Below are 19,313 nucleotides of genomic sequence, written 5' to 3'. Positions count from 1 at the left end.
GGATCACGGCCACGGCCGAGCCGTGTGAGATCACGGCGGTCCGGCCTTGTATCCCACTCCTCGAACAGTCAGCACCACCTGCGGGTTCTCCGGGTCCTTCTCGACCTTGGCGCGCAGGCGTTGGACATGCACGTTCACCAAACGGGTGTCGGCGGGGTGCCGGTATCCCCACACCTGTTCGAGCAGCACATCACGAGTAAACACCTGCCGCGGTTTGCGTGCCAGCGCCACCAGTAGGTCGAACTCGAGCGGCGTCAGCGAGATCTGTTCGCCCTGCCGGGTGACCTTGTGCGCCGGCACGTCGATGTCGACGTCACCGATGGACAGCATTTCGGCGGGCTCGTCCTCGTTGCGCCGCAGCCGGGCGCGGACGCGGGCGACGAGCTCTTTGGGCTTGAACGGCTTCATCACGTAGTCGTCCGCGCCCGACTCCAACCCCAGCACCACGTCCACGGTGTCGGTCTTGGCGGTGAGCATGACGATCGGCACACCGGAATCGGCACGCAGCACCCGGCACACGTCGATCCCGTTCATGCCGGGCAGCATCAAGTCGAGCAGCACCAGGTCGGGCCGCAGTTCGCGGACTGCAGTGAGCGCTTGGGTGCCGTCACCGATGACCGCGGTGTCGAAGCCTTCGCCCCGCAGCACGATGGTGAGCATCTCGGCCAGCGAAGGGTCGTCGTCGACAACCAGAATCCTTTGCCTCATGGAGTCCATGGTGTCACCGAATTGCGATAAACCCCGGCTACCACACGGCGCGTTTCGCAGTTGACCGGCGAAGAGGGTCGGTGCGGCCTATCGGCCGGCCAGTTGCGCCGCGAGCGCAGCGGCATCGACGTCGGGTCCGGCGGTCTCCCAGCGGCCGCACCAGCCACCGGCGGCCAGCGCGGTATAGACGTCGGAGGTCCGCTGCTGTAGCCCGCCGTCGCGTTCATAAGCGTCTTTGGGCCGGTCGGCCTCGGTGTTGGCGCGGTGTTCGGCCCGCCTTGCCGCCAGTTCGGTCGGGACGGCCAGCAGCACCTGGGCATCCGGTCTCGGCAGTGCGAGCCGCTCGTACTCGAGGACCCGCACCCAGTCGACGACCTCCCCGTCGGCACCCTGGTGCAGGCGCGCAGCGCTGTAGGCGGCGTTGGACGCGACGTAGCGGTCGAGGAGCACCACGTCGTAGGCGGCCTGCAGGCGCTCGATCTCGGCACGGGCGCGCGCCCGGTCGAGCGCGAACAGCACCGCCATCGCGTAGACCGAATCCGCCAGGTCACCGTGGGCTCCGTGCAGCGCCTCAGCGGCCATATCGGCCTCGACGGAGTGGCCGTAGCGCGGAAACGCCAGGCTGGTCACCGTTCGGCCGGCGGCCTCGAATGCCGTGCGCAGGCCGTTGGTCAGCGTCCGCTTGCCGGCACCGTCGACACCCTCGATCACGATGAGCACGCGGCGAGCGTAGCCGGACCCGCCGATGAGTTCCGTCAGCACCGATGGTCTGTTCAGATGAGCATCGACACATCCGGGAGGAAGAAAGATGACACGGAACCGGATTGCCGGCGACAGTCCGGCGACACACGCGGTGAGCACGCGCGAACAGTGGCGAGCCGCCTACGAGCGGCAGCTGGCGAAGGAGAAGGAGCTGACCCGACGGTCCACTGAGCTCGCCCGGGAACGTCAGGCACTGCCCTGGGTGCGGGTCGACAAGCAGTATCTGTTCGACACCACGGCCGGGCAGCGAACGCTCGCCGAGTTGTTCGACGGTCGTTCACAGCTGATCGTGCGGCACTTCATGCATGGGCCGAAGACTCCGGAGGGCTGCCCGGGGTGCACGTTCGAAACCGACAACCTGGTCGGCGCGGTGCCGCATCTGGCGCACCGGGACGTGACGTTCATCCTCTCGTCGCGGTCGCCGCTGCCTGTCCTCACCGCGTACAAGCAGCGGATGGGTTGGGACATCGAGTGGGTGTCCTCTGGCGGCACCGACTTCGACGCCGACTTCTTCGAGTACATGCATGTTCCGACGGCACGCCGCGACTACGGGTCGGGTAGCGGGAGCATGCTCGACGTCATGGAGTTGATGGCGCTGAGCTGCTTCGCGCTGGAGGATGGAGTCGTCTACCACACGTACTCGACCTACGACCGCGGCACCGAGGCCCTTAACGCGACGTGGCAACTCTTGGACCGGGCGCCGAAAGGGCGTGGCGAGGACTTCTCTGACTGGCCGCGCAAGCGCGACGAATATCCGGCGTAGCAGCGGCTCCGCGGGCGTTGCGCCCGCAGTCAAACCTCGTGTTCCGCCGGATCGGCGGCGGTCGCGTCCGAAGTCGTTGCAACCGTTGCAGATTCGTGAGCCGCCGTGCTCCGAGCGTAGAGCAAAGTTAGGTCACAGCGGGTTACGCCGGCGTGACGTAACGTGCGGCCTCTGCAGCATGGTCGGCAGCGACGTATACGTCGTAGCGTTGGGCTTCCAAGGTCTGAATACTCGAGAAGTCCCGGCTGCCCCGAGTGGACCAATGGGCGACGAAGCCGAACACAGCACCCCAGAACGCGCCGATGACCAGCGCGATCAAGACGACCCATATCCATAACGGACCAACCGCGAAGATCGCGAAGAGCAGGCCGATCAACAGGCCGAACCATGCACCGCTGCCGGCGCCCGCCAGCGCGGCCTTCCCGTTCGTCATCCGGCCGGTCACGCGTTCGACCGTTCGTACCCCGTCGCCCACGATGCTGACGTGGGCCACCGGAAAGCCGCCGTCGGACATGCGGTCCACCAAGTGTTGCGCGTCGGGGTAGTTGTCGAACGACGCGATGACCTCGCGCCTGGCCGACGCGGCGGCGGGTTGATCGGACGGGCGGTGTGGGGTGGTCATTGTCTTGTCCCTCCAGACGTGTGGATACCGCGAACGGGTACCCGCCGCCGTGAACGCGTATTCGTCATGGGGACGGGCAGATTGCCGAGCGGTCCATCGCGGTTGACGCGCCATCCCGCTTCACCCATGGGACAGAGAAACTCCGCCGACCGGCCGACAGCGATGGTGCCCTGCATGAAGTGCGCCGTATGGTCGCCGAATGACCTACTCCATCGTCGCTCGTGACGCCCGGACCGGCCTGATGGGCGTCGCCTGCCAATCTCAGGCGTTCGCGGTGGGCAGCAGCGTTCCGTGGGCGATGTCCGGCAGCGGGGCGATCGCTACCCAGTCGATGGGTGAACCCATGTACGGCGAACTAGGTCTGGACATCCTGCGCTCGGGGCTGACCGCAGGCGAGGCGCTGACCGCGTTGCGCAGCGTGGACGCGAATCCTGAACGCCGCCAGGTGGCAATGATCGACACCTGCGGCAACATCGCTGTCTACACCGGCGAAGCGTGTGTCCCCGCGGCCGGTCACCTCGAGGGCAATGGCTGCGTGGCCCTCGCGAACATGGTTGTGTCAGAAGCCGTCTGGGAGGCCATGGTCGACGCTTGGGAGCACACGGAGGCATCGGTGCCGGCGCGGCTGGCCCGGGCACTACATGCGGCAGAAGACGAAGGCGGTGACATTCGCGGCAAGCGCTCAGCGGCGATGGTCGTAGTCGATCCGACCACGACCGGTCGGCCGTGGCACGACCGCCTGGTCGATCTGCGTGTCGACGACCACGAGGATCCGCTCGGCATGCTGGATCAGCTTCTCGCGCTCAATACTCGCTACCACAATGCCGTGGAAGCATTCGATCTCGCACTTGGCGGCAACACCCAAGACGCGCTCGCCAGACTCGACGGGGCACCTGCTCCGGATCCCTTGCGGGATCCCGACATCGCGTTGTGGACCGCACTTGTGTTGGCACTGGCCGGCCGTGAGGACGACGCCGCCCGTGTGCTGGCCGGGTTGTCGTCGGCTGCACCCCAGTTTCTCGAAGCTGCTCGCCGCTTCGACGAGGTGCGGCTTCTTCCCCCGAACACGCCCGTCATCCGGTTGCTCGACGAACTACAGCGCTAGCGTCCCGCGGACACGACGCTCTAGAAGCGCCCGCAATTGGAAGCGGTCGGTTTGCCGTTGAACCGGTCGGCGATCCACTGCATCGCCGGTTCCCCGTCGACGAGCATCGGCAGCGCGTGATTGACCATCGCTTTGTTCAGAAACGGCGGTTGCTCGTTGGTACGCGCCTCGACGTCGGCGCCCTGGGCGCACCAGTCGCGACCGAGCTGCATCGCCGGCGCCCAAGGAACCAGCGGATCGAACCGGTTCGCGTTGATCAGCACCGGGGCATTGGGTTTCATGCGCCCCAGCCTCTGTTCGTCGAACAGCGACTTGAACGGCTCCTTTTCGACGAGCGCGAATATGTCCTGGTTGAAGTAGGGCTGCAGGTGTCGAAACATGAATTTCGTGAGCGTCTCGGCGACGCACTGGTCTTGCACCTTGAAGAGCATGTCAGCGCCGCGCGGGGTCAGCGTCGCCCTGATCGCTTCCTCGTGTTCGGGGTAGGCCGCCATCACCCCATTCAGCGCATAACCCACGGCTCCGATCAACATGCTGCCGTCGATGAACGGGAACAGCGCCTTGAGGTCGGCCGGCGGCGCGCCGGCGTAGGAGCCGACCACGTGGAGTTCGGGCGCGTATGACGACGCCATCTCGGCTGCAGATGCCGCCGCGCCCCCGCCCTGCGAGTAGCCCCAGAACGCAACGGGCCCATGCTGAGTCAGCGACGTGCCGGGTAAACGCTTGGCGGCGCGCGCCGCGTCGAGCATCGCGTGGCCCTGCGACACCCGATTCGCATAGGTGTGCAGCCCCGGGGTGCCCAAGCCCTCGTAATCGGTCATGACGATCGCGAAGCCGCGCGCGACCATCGTCGCGACGAACAGCTCTTCGTAGTTGAAAGCCAAATCGAGGTAAGGCGACCAATGGATGCCCTGATTGAACTGTCGAGACGGTGCGCACTGGTCGCCTTGCCCTTGCGTTCCGGGACCGTAGACGATCAGCGGGCGCGTCCCCTGCCCCGGCCAGGGGACGTGCGGCTCGAAGTAGGTGCCGGTGACGACGTTCGGGTTTCCGCGAGCGTCGTTGCTGCGGTACATGATTCGTGTCCCGTCGGCCATGATCATGCCGAGTTGACCCGATGGCTCCAACACCAGCCGGGACGGCTCCGAGCGGACGACGTCGCCAGGTTGGCCCGGCGGCAACGGATCTGGCGGAGTGTAGAACGCCTGGTACTCGTCCTCGTTGAAGTACGGATGATGGTCGTCGATGGTCGGGTCGTCGGCTGCCGCCGTCGCCATTCCCGTAGTGAGGAAGAAGCTCAACAGTGCGACGACAACCCGGAATCCCCGACCCACGGCGCGAACGTTAACAGTTCGGCAACGGCCGGGGGCGCGAAGACGAGCACCGAAACGGAGCCTGGGCGAGCACAACGGCGGGGCGACCAAGTTGGTGTCAAGAGCCATTGCCCGCGTGTGAGATACTGGTGGCGTTTAGCTGGCTGTGTCCGTGCCGGGCCTCCCCTACCTGTGGTCGATCCGGCATTTGTGCTGTTGAGGGGCGATTTTGAGCGAGTTGCAAGTTGATGAGGCGACCGTCGCTGCGGTAGCTGGCGATTTGCGCGCGGTTGCAGAGGAGACGCGGTCAGGCCTGTCTGGCCTCGACGGGCAGTTGTCGCGCCTGCTCGGTTCCGGCTGGACCGGTCAGGCCGGCTCGGCGTTCGGTGACGTGTGGCAGCGCTGGCACGAGGGCGCGGCGCAGTTGCTGGGCGGCCTGGACAAGATGGCGGCGTTGCTCGACGACGCCGCCGAGGCGTACCACCAGACCGATACCTCCGGCGGGGACGCGATCGATTCGGCGGGTATGTGATGGCGAGCTTCAGCGTGGACCTGCCGGCGTTGCTGGCGTCCGTCGACCAGATGTCGGCCTTTCATGGTCAGCTCGAGCAGTCGCTGTCGCGCGTCCGGGCGTCGGCAGAGTCGCTCGGGCTGTCGTGGCACGGGGACGCGGCCAGCGCGCAGCAGTCGGCGCAAGCCCAGTGGAACAGCGGGGCCGAGGAGTTGCGTGCAGCGTTGGCGCAGCTGCGCGACATCGCCGAACAAGCGCACGGCAACTATTCAGAGGCCGCGAGGATGAATACCCAGATGTGGTCGTAGGTTCGCGTGGCACCGATAACTGTTGATCCGGAGGTACTTTCGGGTGCCGGCGAGTCGATCAGCTCGGTGGGCGACGAAATCGCCACAGCGGTGAGCACATTGACAGCGAGCCTGTCCGGTGGCGCGCGGTCTGGAACCGATCCGGCTGGAGCGGTGTTCGGGCATTCCTATCAGCAACTGGCCCAGGGGCTGCTGGATGCGGGCGCGGAGGCGGTCAACGCGGGTCGCAGCGTGGGTTTCGGTGTGCAGATGTCGGCAACGAACTATTCGCGTGCCGATGCAGCGTCGACAATCGGCGGTGCTGCAACCGCATTGGCTCCGCCCGATACGCCTGCAGAATTCAGTGCGCCCGCCGCACCGTCCGCACAAGGCGGTGGGGTTCCGCCACCGTTGTTGTGGTCGGTGATCCAGTCGTTCATCCCCGATGTGTGGCCGGACGGGGATCCGGCCTCGCTGCGCAGCACCGGCAATGCGTGGCAGACCTTCGCGACCGCTATTGGCGGCATCGCTGGACACCTCACTGGACCGTCGGGAGTTGTTGGCAGCCAACAGATTCCCGAGGGCGGCGCGATGACGACGGCCATCACCAAGCTGACGGAAAGCCTCAACAACATCGCCACCGAGGCGGGGAATTTGGCGACGCAGACGCTGGAATTCGCCGATGACGTCGAGAACACGCAGAACGCCATCCGGGACCTGCTGGACCGGGTCTCACCGTCGGGATTCCTCGACGGTCTGAAAGCGGTGTTCTCCGGCGACGCCCTCGAAGAGCTCAAGGAAGTCGCCGACGACGTCAAGACGGTGCTCGGCGGGTACGGACGCCAGGCAGAGGCGCGGCGCGACGTGCTGCAGATCGCGATGGGCGCCGTTGATGACGCGATCGTTTCAGTGGAGCAGTGGGCGCGGCGCGAGTTCCCCAAGTACCTCGGCGACGACGTGGGCAATGCCTTGGCGACGTCGCTGGACTTCCAATTGACTTTGCGCCAAGGCATTTTGGCGGGAGCGGTCGACACGATCGACAGCTTCGGACAGCTCGATCCGTTGCGGTTCGCGTACGACCCCGAGGGGGCCAAAGACGCCTGGGCGGGGATGGCTGAGAGCCTGGGCGAAAGCCTCCTGTATGCGACCCCGACGGGAATCATGTCGAATCCCGTTGGAGCGTTCAACCATTACAAAGACCAAGCCGCGGATGTGGTGCACGCCGAGGACTGGTCGTCGGAGCGGTCGGGCTTCGGCCTCGGGAAGATTCTTTTCGATGTCGGTGCCGCCGCGATCCCGGGTGGTGCTGCGGCGCGCGGCACCAAGGCTGCCGTGGACGCGGGCATCGACGCGCCGTCGCCCGGGAGGACGGTTGACGGCCCGGGTGGGGCCAGCAATTTCACGTCGGCCACCCAGCGCGTCGACGACATCACGCAGTCGCTCGACGAACTGGGCAATGACGTTCGAACAGCGCCCATGTCCACTCCGGGCAGCGGGCCGCGCATTCCAGACGAGCTTGCCAACCCGACGAGTACTCCTGAGGCACCACGCATTCCGGACTCACGGTCTGCGCCCGGCGCGGCGGCGCCACTGACACCGGACTCGGCGCCCGGCGATCGGTCACCAGCGCCGCAGTCGTCAGCGCCGGTTGACCGATCGCAGGAACCTCAAATTTCGACGCCCGTAGGAACTTCGCCGCAGTCGTCGGGTGGCGCGCCTGGCGATCAACCGTTAGCGCCGCATTCCTCGGCGGCGTCTAACCCTCCGGCACATTTGCCGGCAGGTGAGCTTCCCGGCGCCGGCGCGCTGGGAGAGGTCGATGCGCCATCCGCTCCATCTCAGACAGCATCGTCCGCTAGCCCAAGCTCGGTTGGGGCTGGGGCTCAGGCCCCGAGCAACTCCCTGGAGGGAGGTTCGGCAGGCATCGGGCCGTCGCCTGCGACAACAGAAGGTTCGCCCGCACCGGATTCAGCTTCTTCCGATTACTCAGCTTCGGGCAACCGAAGTGGCGCTGGTATGGCTGATCCACCGTCTAGCGCGGCACCGGAATCCGACGCTACAGGCTCATCTCCGTACGACGATGGGCCAGCCGGAGTACGCTCCACGGAAAATAATGGTGGACCCCCGTTGGGTACCGACCATTCGGGTGAAGCCTTTGCAGATAACGACGTATCTCAGCGACATGACCATGGATTGAGCGACGCGCAACGCAACGAAATATTGGCGGCAGAAAAGGGCAGCCGACCTGACCCATCGGAATATCTGACGCCCGAGTACATTGAGGAACATCTTCGGTTCTTCGAAGACGGCGCAAGCCGGTTCATGACCGCTGACAACCTTCGGGATTATGGCATTGGGCAACGAGACGGCACCACCTTCGTGTTTCCGACCAGTGAGCTCGACGCCCTTATGAATGAGACGGCGGGAGATCGGCGCGCCCTTGAAAGGGCGTTGGGATTGCCTGAAGGTTATTTTGAGTCATATGAAGTGGTACGTATCGACATTCCCGACCCCGAAAATCACGGACTTCGTATTCCGTCTGGGAACGAAGCTGGGGCTAACGATCAATGGATTCCCGGCGGATTGCTTCCGCAAGGCATGCCAGAAGCGGTCGTCGACGGGCGCGATATTCCGGACGACGACTACTTGGTGACCGACATACCCGAATAGGAGGACAAGGTGAGATTTGAGAATGCGTTTGTATCGAGGGAGCACCGGTATTCTCTGGGCGTTGAAACAGAGACGGGCGATCACTTTGCCGCTATCCCTGTCGCCAATCAGATGGTTGATTATATCGAGTCATACAGAATAAGTGATGATGAGTACGAGTCCTTTCTCAGAGACCCCGATCTTGCGCTCGAATTCATCGAGTCCTGCCGTCGACGGGAGCAGGACGATCGTCTTTTCATGCGGCCGGGGTCCGACCGCGGCACGCCCGTATGAGCGTAAAGAATCGTCGGTTGAAGATATCAAGCGGTCTTATGAAAGCCCTTCTGGCGAACCGTTGTTCCACGTATAACCACAAACTCGTCCACGTCTGAATACATACCGGGGGCACTTCATGACTGTTAACGCGCTCGACGCCTACGATCTCGGCTACGCCATGGGCTCGCTGATGATTCCGCTCATCGGTCTGATCCTTCTGATAATCGGTCTTGTTCAGCTGACCCGGTCGCAGAAACAGCCGCCCCCGCCGCCTCAGCCATATGGCGGACATCCGCAACCTCCGACTCAGTTCGGGCCGCCGCAATTTCCGCCCCCGCCCGGTTTCGGACCGCAGGGTTATCCGTCGTACGCACAGCCACCGGGCGCGCCGGCCTATCCGCCGCCCGCTGGTTATTGGCCTCCGCCCCGCCCCAAGCGGCGCGGTATGGGGCTGATCATCACGGGCGCGGTGATCCTTGTTTTGTCTTTGTTGGTCGGCGGCCTCAGAGCCGCGGGGTCGGGCACCGCGGCTGACGAGTCGACCGGCATCGGCCACCTCGATTCCGGGGAGAGACTCGCGGTCGGCCAATGTGTCGCCCAGGACGAATTCGGTGACGGCGCACCGGCATCGACCGATTGCAGTGATCCCACAGCGACCATGGAGCTGGCCTCTCTCGGCGGACCGGATGCCGAGTGCCCAGACGGAAAGCGGCGCGACGCCACCGACTACACCACTCTGTTCTGGGACAACGCGACGATGTGCTTTCTCGCCAATCTCGTTGAGGGCGAATGTTATGCGATCAATATGGAGAATAGGTTTGAGGCACCCTTCATCCGCGAAGACTGCGCCGGGTCAAGCGCGACCATCAGGATTGTCCAGCGGTTCGATGACACTACCGATGCGACGCAATGCCCCACCGCTACGAAACCGATCTCGTACCCTCGTCCCGCGCGGTTGTACTGCCTAGAGTCGCTCCAATAGCGCACAGCCGAAACTGCGGCCAGATCGCGATTTTCGTGCTGAACGCGATCTGACCGCAGTCTCGGCGCAACAAATCAGTAGCGGTAGTGCTCCGGCTTGTACGGGCCCTCGACGTCGACGCCGATGTACTCCGCCTGCTCCTTGGTGAGCTTGGTCAGCGTGCCGCCGAGCGCCTCGACGTGGATGCGCGCGACCTTCTCATCGAGGTGCTTGGCCAACCGGTAGACCGCGTTGTCGTACTCGTCGTTCTTCGTCCACAGCTCGATCTGCGCGATCACCTGATTCGAGAAGCTGTTGCTCATCACGAACGACGGGTGACCCGTCGCATTGCCCAGGTTGAGCAGCCGGCCCTCGGACAGCACGATGATCGACTTGCCGTCATCGAAGATCCACTGGTCGACCTGCGGCTTGATGTTGAGTTTCTTGGCGCCCGACCGCTCCAACGCAGCCATGTCGATCTCGTTGTCGAAGTGACCGATGTTGCCCAGGATCGCCTGGTCCTTCATCGCACGCATGTGCTCGAGCGTGATGATGTCCTTGTTGCCGGTCGAGGTGATCACGATGTCGGCCTGGGCGATGCCCTGCTCGACGGTCACCACATCGAAGCCGTCCATCAGCGCCTGCAGCGCATTGATCGGGTCGATCTCGGTGACCGCGACGCGTGCGCCCTGACCGGCCAGCGATTCCGCGCAGCCCTTGCCCACGTCCCCGTAACCACAGATCAGCACCTTCTTGCCGCCGATCAGCACGTCGGTGCCGCGGTTGATGCCGTCGATCAGCGAGTGCCGGGTGCCGTACTTGTTGTCGAACTTCGACTTCGTCACCGAGTCGTTGACGTTGATCGCCGGGAACGGCAGTTCGCCCGAGGCCTCGAACTGGTACAGCCGCAGCACGCCCGTCGTCGTCTCCTCGGTGACGCCCTTGACCGATTCGGCGATCTTGGTCCACTTGTCCTTGTCGGTCTCGAAGCGCTCCCGCAGCACGCCGAGGAACACCTTCCACTCCGCCGGGTCGTCGTCCTCGGCGGGCGGAACGACGCCCTGCTTCTCGTACTGCGCGCCGCGCAGCACCATCATGGTGGCGTCGCCGCCGTCGTCGAGAATCATGTTCGCCGGCTCGCCCTCCCAGGTGAGCATCTGCTCGGCGGCCCACCAGTACTCCTCGAGCGTCTCGCCCTTCCACGCGAAGACCGGGGTGCCCTTGGGGTCCTCGGGGGTGCCGTTGGGGCCGACGACGACGGCCGCGGCCGCGTGGTCCTGGGTGGAGAAGATATTGCAGGAAGCCCATCGAACCTCAGCGCCCAGCGCGGTCAGGGTCTCGATCAGCACAGCCGTCTGCACGGTCATGTGCAGCGATCCCGAGATTCGTGCGCCCTTGAGCGGTTGCACGTCGTGGTACTCGCGGCGCAGCGCCATCAAGCCGGGCATCTCGTGCTCGGCGAGCCGGATCTCCTTGCGGCCGAAGTCAGCCAGGGACAGGTCGGCCACCTTGTAGTCGATCCCGTTGCGGGAGTCGGCCTTCAGCTCAGTCATGTAGAGCCCCTTTTCGTTCGTCATTGCTCATGGGCGCACGGACGGGCACATCGGCGACGGCCGTGCGAAACCCCTAGCCTGCGGGCTCGCGGGACAGGCGCTGGGCGCTCTGACAGCTAAGGGGTATCGATAACACCGTAGCGTTCGGCGAACGGCGTCATCAATCTGGCCAGGTCGCGCGCCACCACGTCGGTGGTCAAGTGGTCGGCCTCGGGTGGCATGGACACGTAGCTCATGGCGAGCCGGACGATGGCCCTGGCCAGCACTCCGGCGTCTTCCTCGCTGGCCTGCACCCAGCTGTCCATGAAGGTGGACGTCAGCCGCTGGCTGCAGCGCGTGATGATCGGCCCGCTGTCTGTGGTGATGAGCTGCAGCAAATCGGGTTTGGCCTCACCGGTCAGCAACGAGATCACCAGCGGGTCGGCCGCGGACTCGGTGAAGAAGTCGCGAAACCCCTGCGAGAACGCCGCGTAGACGTCGCCGATGTTGCCTTCGATGGCGTCGTCGATCTGGTCGACGAGCCGGTCGGCGAGCCGCAAGGCATACGCCTGCGCCAGGCCTTGGCGGGAGCCGAACTCGTTGTAGATGGTCTGGCGGCTGATGCCCGCGGCCTTGGCCACGTGCGACAGCGTGATCGCCGACCAGTCGCGGGTGAGCAGCAATTCACGCATGCCGTCGAGAATCGAATCGCGCAGCAGCACCCGCGACGCCTCGGCGTACGGGACCCGCTGTGCGGTTCGGCGCGGGCTACTCACACGCGCGACGTTAGTCGGTCCAGCCCCGGCATTCGCCCAGACCACCGTCACGGCCGGGCGACCTCCACCATCTCGAAATCCGACTTCGCCGCGCCGCAGTCCGGGCAGCTCCAGTCGTCGGGAATGTCGTCCCAGCGGGTGCCCGGGGCGATGCCGTCTTCCGGCCAACCCTTGGCTTCGTCGTACTCGAATCCACACTGCACGCAGACGAACAGCTTGTAATCCATGTCCCTTCCTTTCCTCGTGGATTTGGCTCTGTGGTTCAAACGGGTTCGAAGTCGACCTTCTCGCGCACCGCGCAGTCCGGGCATGCCCAGTCGTCGGGAATCTCGCTCCACGACGTGCCGGCCGGAAAGCCCTCCCGCGGAGCGCCTTTCGCCTCGTCGTAGACGAAGCCACAGCCCGGGCAGCGGTAAGTGCTCATTGGGAGACTCCAGTGGCCGCGTACTTCGCGAACACCTTGTCGCGGACCCGCGGGTGCACGTTGACCCGCGTGATGTCGCCGTCGTAGTGCTCGAGCACCCGGTGGTCCATCACGCGACGCCACAGCGGCGGGAAGTACGTCAGCGCGATCATCGACGCGTAACCGCTCGGCAGATTGGGCGCACCCGCCATGCTGCGCAGCGTCTGATAACGCCGAGTCGGGTTGGCGTGATGGTCGCTGTGCCGCTGCAGGTGATACAGGAACAGGTTGGTCACGATGTGGTCGGAGTTCCAACTGTGCACCGGCGCGCAGCGTTCGTAGCGGCCGCTTTCGCGCTTCTGCCGCAGCAGGCCGTAATGCTCGAGGTAGTTCACCGTCTCCAGCAGCGTGAAGCCGAACACCGCCGAGATCGCGACGTACGGGATCAGTCCCCAACCGAACACGGCGATCAGCGCGCCGTAGAACACCACCGACATCGCCCACGCGTTGAGCACGTCGTTGGACCAGTGCCAGGGACTCTTACCGGCACGACGCAACCGCTGCGCCTCCAGCTCCCACGCCGAGCGCAGGCTGCCGAACACGCTGCGCGGCAGGAACTCCCAGAACGTTTCACCGAAGCGGGCCGACGCGGGATCCTCGGGCGTGGCAACCCGGACGTGGTGGCCGCGGTTGTGTTCGATGTAGAAGTGGCCGTAGCAGGTCTGCGCCAACGTGATCTTCGACAGCCACCGCTCCAGCGAGTCCTTCTTGTGTCCCATCTCGTGCGCGGTGTTGATGCCCACCCCTCCGAGCACCCCCACCGACAGCGCCAGCCCGATCTTGGCCGGCCAGCCCAGACCGCCGTCGAACCCGAGCCAGCTCAGGTCCGACGCCGTGAACAGGTAGGCGCCCATGATCACGCTGGCGTACTGGAACGGGATGTAGATGTAGGTGCAGTAGCGGTAGTACTTGTCGTTCTCGAGCCGCTCCATCACCTCGTCGGGCGGATTCTGCCCGTCCGGCCCGAACCGCAAGTCGAGGGCGGGCAACAGGATGTAGAGCAGGATCGGTCCGATCCAAAACGGCACCTGAGCCGCCACGTGCCAGTTCCACTGGTTGAACGCCCAGACCAGCGGAAGCATCACGAACAGCGCCGTCGGTGCGATCAGTCCCATCAGCCACAGATAGCGCTTCCTGTCGCGCCACTGAGCGACTTCCTGCTCGGGCAATTGCGTGGTCACTACGTGCCTCCTGAAGTGAGTACCATCACGTTCTCCACTTGACTATAGAGCCACATTTGTCGGCTGTCTAGACGCAGAGGCATATTTTGTAAAGCGGCGTAGAGCGTGCGCGACCGCGAGCGCGCAGCCACGTACGGTTTCAGCCCCCGAATCCGTACCAGGATGAGCGCTCGGCGCGGATTGCGTAGCAGGATGAGCGCTCGGCACCCACCGCGGATTGCAGGATGAGCGCTCGGCACGCGACCGCCGAGCCCTGTCAGCGCACCGGGATCGCTTCCGACTCCCGCCTGCCCAGCACCGAGTGACGGCGGCCGTAGACGAAGTAGAGGACCACACCGATCGCCATCCAGACGAGGAAGCGAATCCAGGTGAGCGCCGTGAGGTTCAGCATCAGCCAAACGCAGGCCACGATCGAGGCGATCGGCAGCCACGGTACCCCCGGCGCCCGGAAGCCGCGCTCGAGGTCCGGCCGGGTGCGGCGCAGCACGATCACGCCGGCGGACACCAGAACGAACGCGAACAGCGTTCCGATGTTGACCATCTCCTCGAGCTTGTCCATGGGGAACACCGATGCGGTGACCGCCACGAGAGCGCCGACGATCAGCGTGATGCGCACCGGCGTGCCGTGCCGCCCGGTCTTCGCCAGAGCGCGCGGAAACAGCCCATCGCGCGACATCGCGAACAACACGCGGGTCTGCCCGAGCACCAACACGATCACCACGGTGGTCAACCCCGCGAGCGCACCGATCGAGATGACCCTGGCCGCCCAGTCGATTCCGTTGGCGCTGAAGGCCGTCGCGAGATTGGCCTTCTCCCCCGCCTCGCGCAAGACGCTGTAGTGCACCATGCCGGTCAACACGGCCGCCACCGCGACGTAGAGCACGGTCACGATCGCGAGTGAGGCCAGAATGCCCCGGGACACGTCGCGCTGCGGGTTCTTGGTCTCCTCCGCGGTGGTGGCGACGATGTCGAATCCGATGAAGGCGAAGAAGACGATCGAGGCGCCCGCCAGTAGGCCGTACCAGCCGTAGCTGCTGCCCTCGGCACCTGTGAGCAGGGACAGCAGCGACTGATCGGTGCCGCTACCGCCTTCGCCGCGCTCGGCCGGCGGCAGGAACGGGGAATAGTTCGCCGCCTTGATGTAGAAGGCGCCGACGGCGACCACCAGCAGCACGACCGCCACCTTGATCACGGTGATCGCCAGGCTGACCCCCGCGGAGAGCTTGGTGCCCAAGGCAAGAATCACCGTGACGAACGCGATGATCAGCAGCGCACCCCAATCCAATCGCAGTGCACCGAGATCCGCTGTGCCACCGCCGAACTCGAACACCGCGCCCAGGTAACTCGACCACCCCTTGGCCACCACCGCCGCCGCGACGGCGAACTCGAGGATCAGGTCCCACCCGATGATCCAGGCGACGAACTCGCCGAACGTCGCGTAAGAGAACGTGTAGGCGCTGCCCGCGACCGGCACCGTCGAGGCGAACTCGGCGTAGCACAGCGCCGCCAGACCGCAGGCGATCGCGGCGAGCACGAACGAGACCGAGATCGCCGGGCCGGTGAGGTTACCCGCGGTCGACGCAGTGATGGTGAAGATGCCGGCGCCGATCACCACGGAGACGCCGAACACGGTGAGGTCCCACCAGTTCAGGTCTTTGCGCAACCGGGTGTCCGGTTCATCGGTGTCGGCGATCGACTGCTCCACCGACTTGGTCCGACGAGCCATGACGCTTCCTCCTGTTTGGGCTGTGGCCCGCAATGTAGCTAGTACTGTGCACCCGATGGGGCGGAGTTATAAACACGTCACCGTCATCGGGGGAAGTCTGGCGGGAATGTGTGCGGCGCGGGTGCTCTCCGACGTCAGCGAGCGGGTCACGGTTTACGAGCGCGACGACCTGCCCGACGGCCCGGCGAATCGCGCCGCGGTACCGCAGGGCCGCCATGTCCACCTGTTGATGGCGCGCGGCGCCGACGAGTTCGAAAAGCTCTTCCCGGGGCTGCTCGCCGACATGGTGGCCGACGGTGTGCCGATCCTGGAGAACCGGCCGGACTGCATCCACTTCGGCGCCGCCGGCCATGTCCTGGGCACCGCGCACCGGCTGCAGAAGGAGTTCACCGCCTACGTGCCGAGCCGCCCACAACTGGAATGGCAGATCCGCAAGCGGGTGAAGAACGTCGACAACGTCGCTATCGTGCACGCCGCCGTCACCGAGCCGACCTACGATGCCGCGCGCGAACGGGTGACCGGCGTGCTGCTCGATTCCGGTCAGACCGTCGCCGCCGATCTCGTCGTCGATGCCACCGGCCGCGGTACCCGGCTGCCCGGGTGGCTCGAAAAATGGGGTTATGAACGTCCGGCCGAGGAAACCGTCGACGTCGGCATCGGCTACGCCAGCCACCAGTTCCACGTCCCCGAGGGTCTGCTCGCCGAAAAGGTGGTGGTCGCAGGGGCTTCGCGGGCGCAACCGCTGGGCATCGGCATGTTGTTCTACGAGGACGGCAACTGGAACGTCACGACCTTCGGCGTCGGCAAGGTGGCACCGCCGCAGAACGTTGCGCAGATCCTCCACCTGGCCGACGAGATCCTGCCCGCGCACGTGTCGGCCGCGCTGCGTCAAGGGACGCCGCTGGGCGAGATGGCGTTTCACCGGTACCCGACGAGTCGCTGGCGTCGCTACGACGATCTCGAACGCTTCCCGGCCGGCATCTTCCCGTTCGGCGACGCCGTCGTCAGCTTCAACCCGACCTTCGGCCAAGGCATGACCATGACGGCTATCCAGGCCGGCAATCTGCGCGCGGTGCTGGAATCGGGGGACGCCGATGTCGCGGGCCGACTGGCCAAAGCCACGGCGAAGACGACTTGGCCGGTCTGGATGATGACCGCCATCGGCGACCTCACCCTGCACAACGCGACCGGCAAGTCGAAATGGTGGTACAAGCCGGTGGGCGGGCTGTTCGATCAGTTCCTCGGTGCGGCAGAGACCGACCCCGTTCTGGCCGAGTGGTTTCTGCGCCGGTTCAGCCTGCTCGACAGCCTCTACATGGTTCCGTCGCCGCGCCTTGTCGGTCGCACCATCCGCCACAACATGCGGTTGTGGTGGGCCGAGAAACGGGCGGCCGAGAAACCGGTTCGGGTCCCGCAATCGGCATGAGGACCCGGTTCGCGGTACCTGCCCCGGTAATTTGGTAGCCATGACGAGGACGCGATGAGCGCGGGTCTGTTCGGGCTTCTCGACGATGTTGCGGTGCTGGCGCGGATGGCGGCCGCATCGGTCGACGACATCGGCGCGGCAGCGGGCCGGGCGACAGCCAAGGCCGCCGGGGTGGTCGTCGACGACACCGCGGTGACGCCGCAGTACGTGCACGGCCTCACCGCCGACCGCGAGCTGCCGATCATCAAACGGATCGCCATCGGATCGCTGCGCAACAAGCTGCTGTTCATCCTGCCGGCCGCCATGCTGCTCAGCCAGTTCGCGCCGTGGCTCCTGACACCGCTGTTGATGCTCGGCGCAACCTACCTGTGCTACGAGGGCGCCGAAAAGGTGTGGGGCCGCTTGAGTAAACACGGCGGGCACGACCAGCACGCCGTCCCCACCGCCGCCATCGGCGTGGACGCCGAGAAACAGATGGCCGCGGGCGCGATCCGCACCGACTTCATCCTGTCCGCCGAGATCATGGTGATCGCGTTGAACGAGGTGGCCAGCGAACGGTTCTGGCCGAGGTTGATCATCCTGATCGTGGTCGCGATCGTCATCACCCTTGCGGTCTACGGCGTCGTCGGGCTGATCGTGAAGATGGACGACATCGGGCTGCGCCTCACCCAGCGCTCGTCATCGTTCGCACAGAAGGTGGGCCGGGGACTGGTCGTGGGGATGCCAAAACTGCTCGCCGCGCTGTCGACCATCGGGACGGTCGCGATGCTGTGGGTGGGCGGTCACATCCTGCTCGTCGGAACCGACGACGTGGGTTGGCACGCTCCGTACGGGCTGGTGCACCACGCGGAGGACTTCATCCATCACGCCGTGCAGGGCGTCGGCGGCGTGTTGGCGTGGCTGACCAACACCGCGGCGTCGGCCGTCATCGGATTGGCCGTCGGCGCCGTGATCGTGGCGATCATGCATGTGTTGCCCTTCGGCAGGCGCACCAAGGAAGACACGCCGCACTGAGCGGCGCGCGCTAGATTCCGACGGTCGCGCGGAACAGCTTCGTCGGCTGCGTCGCGGCGAGCCGGATCGGTCCCTCGTCGGCCGACACCCACGCCGCCGATCCCTTGTTCAGCGTGACCGTGCCGCCCTTGGCGTGCACGATGGTCGAGCCCTCGGTGCACAACAGGATCTGCGGACCGTCGTGTCGCGTGGGCGCGTCGATCTCGTGGCCGGTCCGGTCCCCGTCGATGTGCAGCACCGACACCGCGAACTCCGGCGCCGGGGTGCGGTAGACCGACTCGATGCCGTCCTCGACCTCCTCGGGCCGGACCACCACGTCAGCGGCGGGCGTGAAGTCGAGAACACGCAACAACTCCGGCACGTCGACGTGCTTTGGGGTGAGCCCACCGCGTAACACGTTGTCGGAGTTGGCCATCACCTCCACGCCGACGCCGTTGAGGTAAGTGTGCAGATTGCCCGCGGGTAGGTAGATTCCTTCGCCCGGCTTCAACGTGATGCGGTTGAGCAGCAACGAGGCCAGCACACCCGCGTCGCCGGGATAACGTTCGCCGAGCTCCAGCACCGTCTTGGCTTCAGCCGCGAATTCTCTTCTGCCGGACCGGACATAGTGAATGGCGCCGTCGATCACGGCGGGCACCAGCACGTCGAGGTCGGGTTGCGGCGCGGTGATCCAGGTGGTGAACAACGCGCGCAGTCCGCCGGCGTCGGGTTGGCCGGAAAGCAGGTTGACGTACGGATCGAGATCGGTGACCGCGAGCGCCCGCATCAACTCGATGCTCCCCGCGGCGGGCCGGAAACCCGCCAGCGCCTCGAACTGGCTCAGGGCGACGATCAATTCCGGCTTGTGGCTGGGATCGCGGTAATTGCGGTTCGGCGCCGACACGGGAATGCCCAGTCTGTTCTCCCGCTCGAAACCCTCCAGCGCCTGTTCGGCGCTGGGGTGCGCCTGCAGCGACAGCGGCTCGTCTGCGGCCAGCACCTTCACCAGGAAGGGCAGCGTGTCGCCGAACCGCGCACACACCGCCGCACCCAACTGACCCTCGGGATCGTCGCGCAGTGCGGCGAGCAGCGAGCGCTGCCCGTCCTCGGTCACCAGCATGGCCGGATCGCCGGGGTGCGCACCGAACCACAACTCCGCTTCAGGATGCGCTGTGGGACAAGCCCTTCCGGTGAACTCGGCAATATCGGTGCGCGAACCCCAGGCATAGGTCCGCACCGCTCCGCGTAGCAGGTGCACT

19 protein-coding genes are annotated in these 19,313 nt (G+C 65.5%); 8 read left to right on the top strand and 11 right to left on the bottom strand.

All coding sequences use genetic code 11. The features are described from left to right. Positions 1 to 30 precede the first annotated feature (30 nt). On the bottom strand, positions 31 to 717 hold the full coding sequence (mtrA, locus tag AU187_RS23480) for a two-component system response regulator MtrA (protein ID WP_059099010.1): 687 nt from the start codon (positions 715 to 717) through the stop codon (positions 31 to 33). A 78-nt stretch (positions 718 to 795) separates the two neighbouring features. Further along, a complete protein-coding gene (locus AU187_RS23475; protein WP_059099091.1) occupies positions 796 to 1,428 on the bottom strand; it encodes a dTMP kinase in 633 nt (210 codons plus the stop codon). A gap of 88 nt (positions 1,429 to 1,516) precedes the next feature. Here AU187_RS23475 and AU187_RS23470 point away from each other — a divergent pair, with 88 nt between their 5' ends. Beyond that, entirely contained in the window at positions 1,517 to 2,233 is a 717-nt protein-coding gene (locus AU187_RS23470; protein WP_059099011.1) for a DUF899 domain-containing protein, read from the top strand. Positions 2,234 to 2,375: 142 nt separating this feature from the next. On the opposite strand, the gene AU187_RS23465 is transcribed toward AU187_RS23470, so the two are convergent. Then, positions 2,376 to 2,855 (bottom strand): YflT domain-containing protein, encoded by a 480-nt coding sequence (locus tag AU187_RS23465; protein ID WP_059099012.1) that lies wholly within the window; start codon positions 2,853 to 2,855, stop codon positions 2,376 to 2,378. A gap of 199 nt (positions 2,856 to 3,054) precedes the next feature. Between AU187_RS23465 and AU187_RS23460 the strand changes: the two genes are divergently transcribed. Beyond that, complete coding sequence (locus AU187_RS23460; RefSeq protein WP_059099013.1) at positions 3,055 to 3,960, top strand: DUF1028 domain-containing protein; 906 nt, start codon at positions 3,055 to 3,057, stop codon at positions 3,958 to 3,960. A 20-nt stretch (positions 3,961 to 3,980) separates the two neighbouring features. On the opposite strand, the gene AU187_RS23455 is transcribed toward AU187_RS23460, so the two are convergent. Continuing rightward, positions 3,981 to 5,237: a lipase family protein gene (locus tag AU187_RS23455; RefSeq protein ID WP_059099014.1), complete on the bottom strand. Its 1,257-nt coding sequence runs from the start codon at positions 5,235 to 5,237 to the stop codon at positions 3,981 to 3,983. 265 nt (positions 5,238 to 5,502) lie between these two features. On the opposite strand from AU187_RS23455, the gene AU187_RS23450 reads away from it, so the two are divergent. From AU187_RS23450 to AU187_RS25590, 4 genes are all read left to right on the top strand, one after another. Beyond that, the gene (locus AU187_RS23450) at positions 5,503 to 5,805 is read left to right on the top strand and encodes a WXG100 family type VII secretion target (RefSeq protein WP_059099015.1); all 303 of its coding nucleotides are present in this window, start codon (positions 5,503 to 5,505) and stop codon (positions 5,803 to 5,805) included. After that, positions 5,805 to 6,092: a WXG100 family type VII secretion target gene (locus tag AU187_RS23445; protein WP_059099016.1), complete on the top strand. Its 288-nt coding sequence runs from the start codon at positions 5,805 to 5,807 to the stop codon at positions 6,090 to 6,092. The genes AU187_RS23450 and AU187_RS23445 overlap by 1 nt, the downstream gene beginning before the upstream one ends. Before the next feature lie 66 nt (positions 6,093 to 6,158). Next, positions 6,159 to 8,741, top strand: a complete 2,583-nt coding sequence (locus AU187_RS23440; RefSeq protein ID WP_059156947.1) for a WXG100-like domain-containing protein — start codon at positions 6,159 to 6,161, stop codon at positions 8,739 to 8,741. A 391-nt stretch (positions 8,742 to 9,132) separates the two neighbouring features. Next, a complete protein-coding gene (locus AU187_RS25590) occupies positions 9,133 to 9,978 on the top strand; it encodes a hypothetical protein (protein WP_156442406.1) in 846 nt (281 codons plus the stop codon). A gap of 74 nt (positions 9,979 to 10,052) precedes the next feature. Here AU187_RS25590 and ahcY read toward each other — a convergent pair whose 3' ends face one another. The 6 genes from ahcY to AU187_RS23400 form a co-directional block, all read right to left on the bottom strand. After that, positions 10,053 to 11,510, bottom strand: coding sequence for an adenosylhomocysteinase (ahcY, locus tag AU187_RS23425; protein ID WP_059167434.1), 1,458 nt, complete (start codon positions 11,508 to 11,510; stop codon positions 10,053 to 10,055). 116 nt (positions 11,511 to 11,626) lie between these two features. Beyond that, positions 11,627 to 12,310 carry a TetR family transcriptional regulator AlkX gene (gene alkX, locus AU187_RS23420; protein WP_059167433.1) on the bottom strand — a complete coding sequence of 228 codons (684 nt, stop codon included), beginning with the start codon at positions 12,308 to 12,310 and terminating at the stop codon, positions 11,627 to 11,629. 2 nt (positions 12,311 to 12,312) lie between these two features. Beyond that, positions 12,313 to 12,492 (bottom strand): rubredoxin, encoded by a 180-nt coding sequence (locus tag AU187_RS23415; RefSeq protein WP_059099021.1) that lies wholly within the window; start codon positions 12,490 to 12,492, stop codon positions 12,313 to 12,315. Positions 12,493 to 12,527: 35 nt separating this feature from the next. Then, the gene (locus tag AU187_RS23410; RefSeq protein WP_059099022.1) at positions 12,528 to 12,689 is read right to left on the bottom strand and encodes a rubredoxin; all 162 of its coding nucleotides are present in this window, start codon (positions 12,687 to 12,689) and stop codon (positions 12,528 to 12,530) included. After that, positions 12,686 to 13,843, bottom strand: coding sequence for an alkane 1-monooxygenase (locus AU187_RS23405; protein ID WP_231740291.1), 1,158 nt, complete (start codon positions 13,841 to 13,843; stop codon positions 12,686 to 12,688). Before AU187_RS23405 ends, AU187_RS23410 begins: the two co-directional genes overlap by 4 nt. Positions 13,844 to 14,165: 322 nt before the next feature. Next, on the bottom strand, positions 14,166 to 15,635 hold the full coding sequence (locus AU187_RS23400; RefSeq protein ID WP_059167418.1) for an amino acid permease: 1,470 nt from the start codon (positions 15,633 to 15,635) through the stop codon (positions 14,166 to 14,168). Positions 15,636 to 15,690: 55 nt separating this feature from the next. Here AU187_RS23400 and AU187_RS23395 point away from each other — a divergent pair, with 55 nt between their 5' ends. After that, positions 15,691 to 17,061 (top strand): FAD-dependent oxidoreductase, encoded by a 1,371-nt coding sequence (locus AU187_RS23395; RefSeq protein WP_059167417.1) that lies wholly within the window; start codon positions 15,691 to 15,693, stop codon positions 17,059 to 17,061. A gap of 54 nt (positions 17,062 to 17,115) precedes the next feature. Beyond that, a complete protein-coding gene (locus AU187_RS23390) occupies positions 17,116 to 18,075 on the top strand; it encodes a DUF808 domain-containing protein (RefSeq protein ID WP_059099026.1) in 960 nt (319 codons plus the stop codon). Between the two features lie 10 nt (positions 18,076 to 18,085). Here the strand turns inward: AU187_RS23390 and manA are convergent, their stop codons facing one another. Further along, on the bottom strand, positions 18,086 to 19,312 hold the full coding sequence (gene manA, locus AU187_RS23385) for a mannose-6-phosphate isomerase, class I (protein WP_059167416.1): 1,227 nt from the start codon (positions 19,310 to 19,312) through the stop codon (positions 18,086 to 18,088). Between the last annotated feature and the right edge of the window lies 1 nt (position 19,313).

The organism is Mycobacterium sp. IS-1556, from assembly GCF_001499985.1.
In the GTDB taxonomy this organism is placed as follows: Bacteria; Actinomycetota; Actinomycetes; order Mycobacteriales; family Mycobacteriaceae; genus Mycobacterium.
Note: the sequence above shows the minus strand (reverse complement) of the source record. Positions and strands in the feature narration are given on the sequence as shown.

Excerpts from the sequence above, each read along its gene's own strand:
- AU187_RS23470 (WP_059099011.1), top strand. The coding sequence starts at position 1,517 with ATGACACGGAACCGGATTGCCGGCGACAGTCCGGCGACACACGCGGTG.
- ahcY (WP_059167434.1), bottom strand. The coding sequence starts at position 11,510 with ATGACTGAGCTGAAGGCCGACTCCCGCAACGGGATCGACTACAAGGTG.
- AU187_RS23405 (WP_231740291.1), bottom strand. The coding sequence starts at position 13,843 with ATGGGACTGATCGCACCGACGGCGCTGTTCGTGATGCTTCCGCTGGTC.
- AU187_RS23415 (WP_059099021.1), bottom strand. The coding sequence starts at position 12,492 with ATGGATTACAAGCTGTTCGTCTGCGTGCAGTGTGGATTCGAGTACGAC.
- AU187_RS25590 (WP_156442406.1), top strand. The coding sequence starts at position 9,133 with ATGACTGTTAACGCGCTCGACGCCTACGATCTCGGCTACGCCATGGGC.
- AU187_RS23455 (WP_059099014.1), bottom strand. The coding sequence starts at position 5,237 with ATGGCGACGGCGGCAGCCGACGACCCGACCATCGACGACCATCATCCG.
- AU187_RS23390 (WP_059099026.1), top strand. The coding sequence starts at position 17,116 with ATGAGCGCGGGTCTGTTCGGGCTTCTCGACGATGTTGCGGTGCTGGCG.
- mtrA (WP_059099010.1), bottom strand. The coding sequence starts at position 717 with ATGGACTCCATGAGGCAAAGGATTCTGGTTGTCGACGACGACCCTTCG.
- AU187_RS23400 (WP_059167418.1), bottom strand. The coding sequence starts at position 15,635 with ATGGCTCGTCGGACCAAGTCGGTGGAGCAGTCGATCGCCGACACCGAT.
- AU187_RS23410 (WP_059099022.1), bottom strand. The coding sequence starts at position 12,689 with ATGAGCACTTACCGCTGCCCGGGCTGTGGCTTCGTCTACGACGAGGCG.
- AU187_RS23395 (WP_059167417.1), top strand. The coding sequence starts at position 15,691 with ATGGGGCGGAGTTATAAACACGTCACCGTCATCGGGGGAAGTCTGGCG.
- AU187_RS23465 (WP_059099012.1), bottom strand. The coding sequence starts at position 2,855 with ATGACCACCCCACACCGCCCGTCCGATCAACCCGCCGCCGCGTCGGCC.
- AU187_RS23445 (WP_059099016.1), top strand. The coding sequence starts at position 5,805 with ATGGCGAGCTTCAGCGTGGACCTGCCGGCGTTGCTGGCGTCCGTCGAC.
- AU187_RS23460 (WP_059099013.1), top strand. The coding sequence starts at position 3,055 with ATGACCTACTCCATCGTCGCTCGTGACGCCCGGACCGGCCTGATGGGC.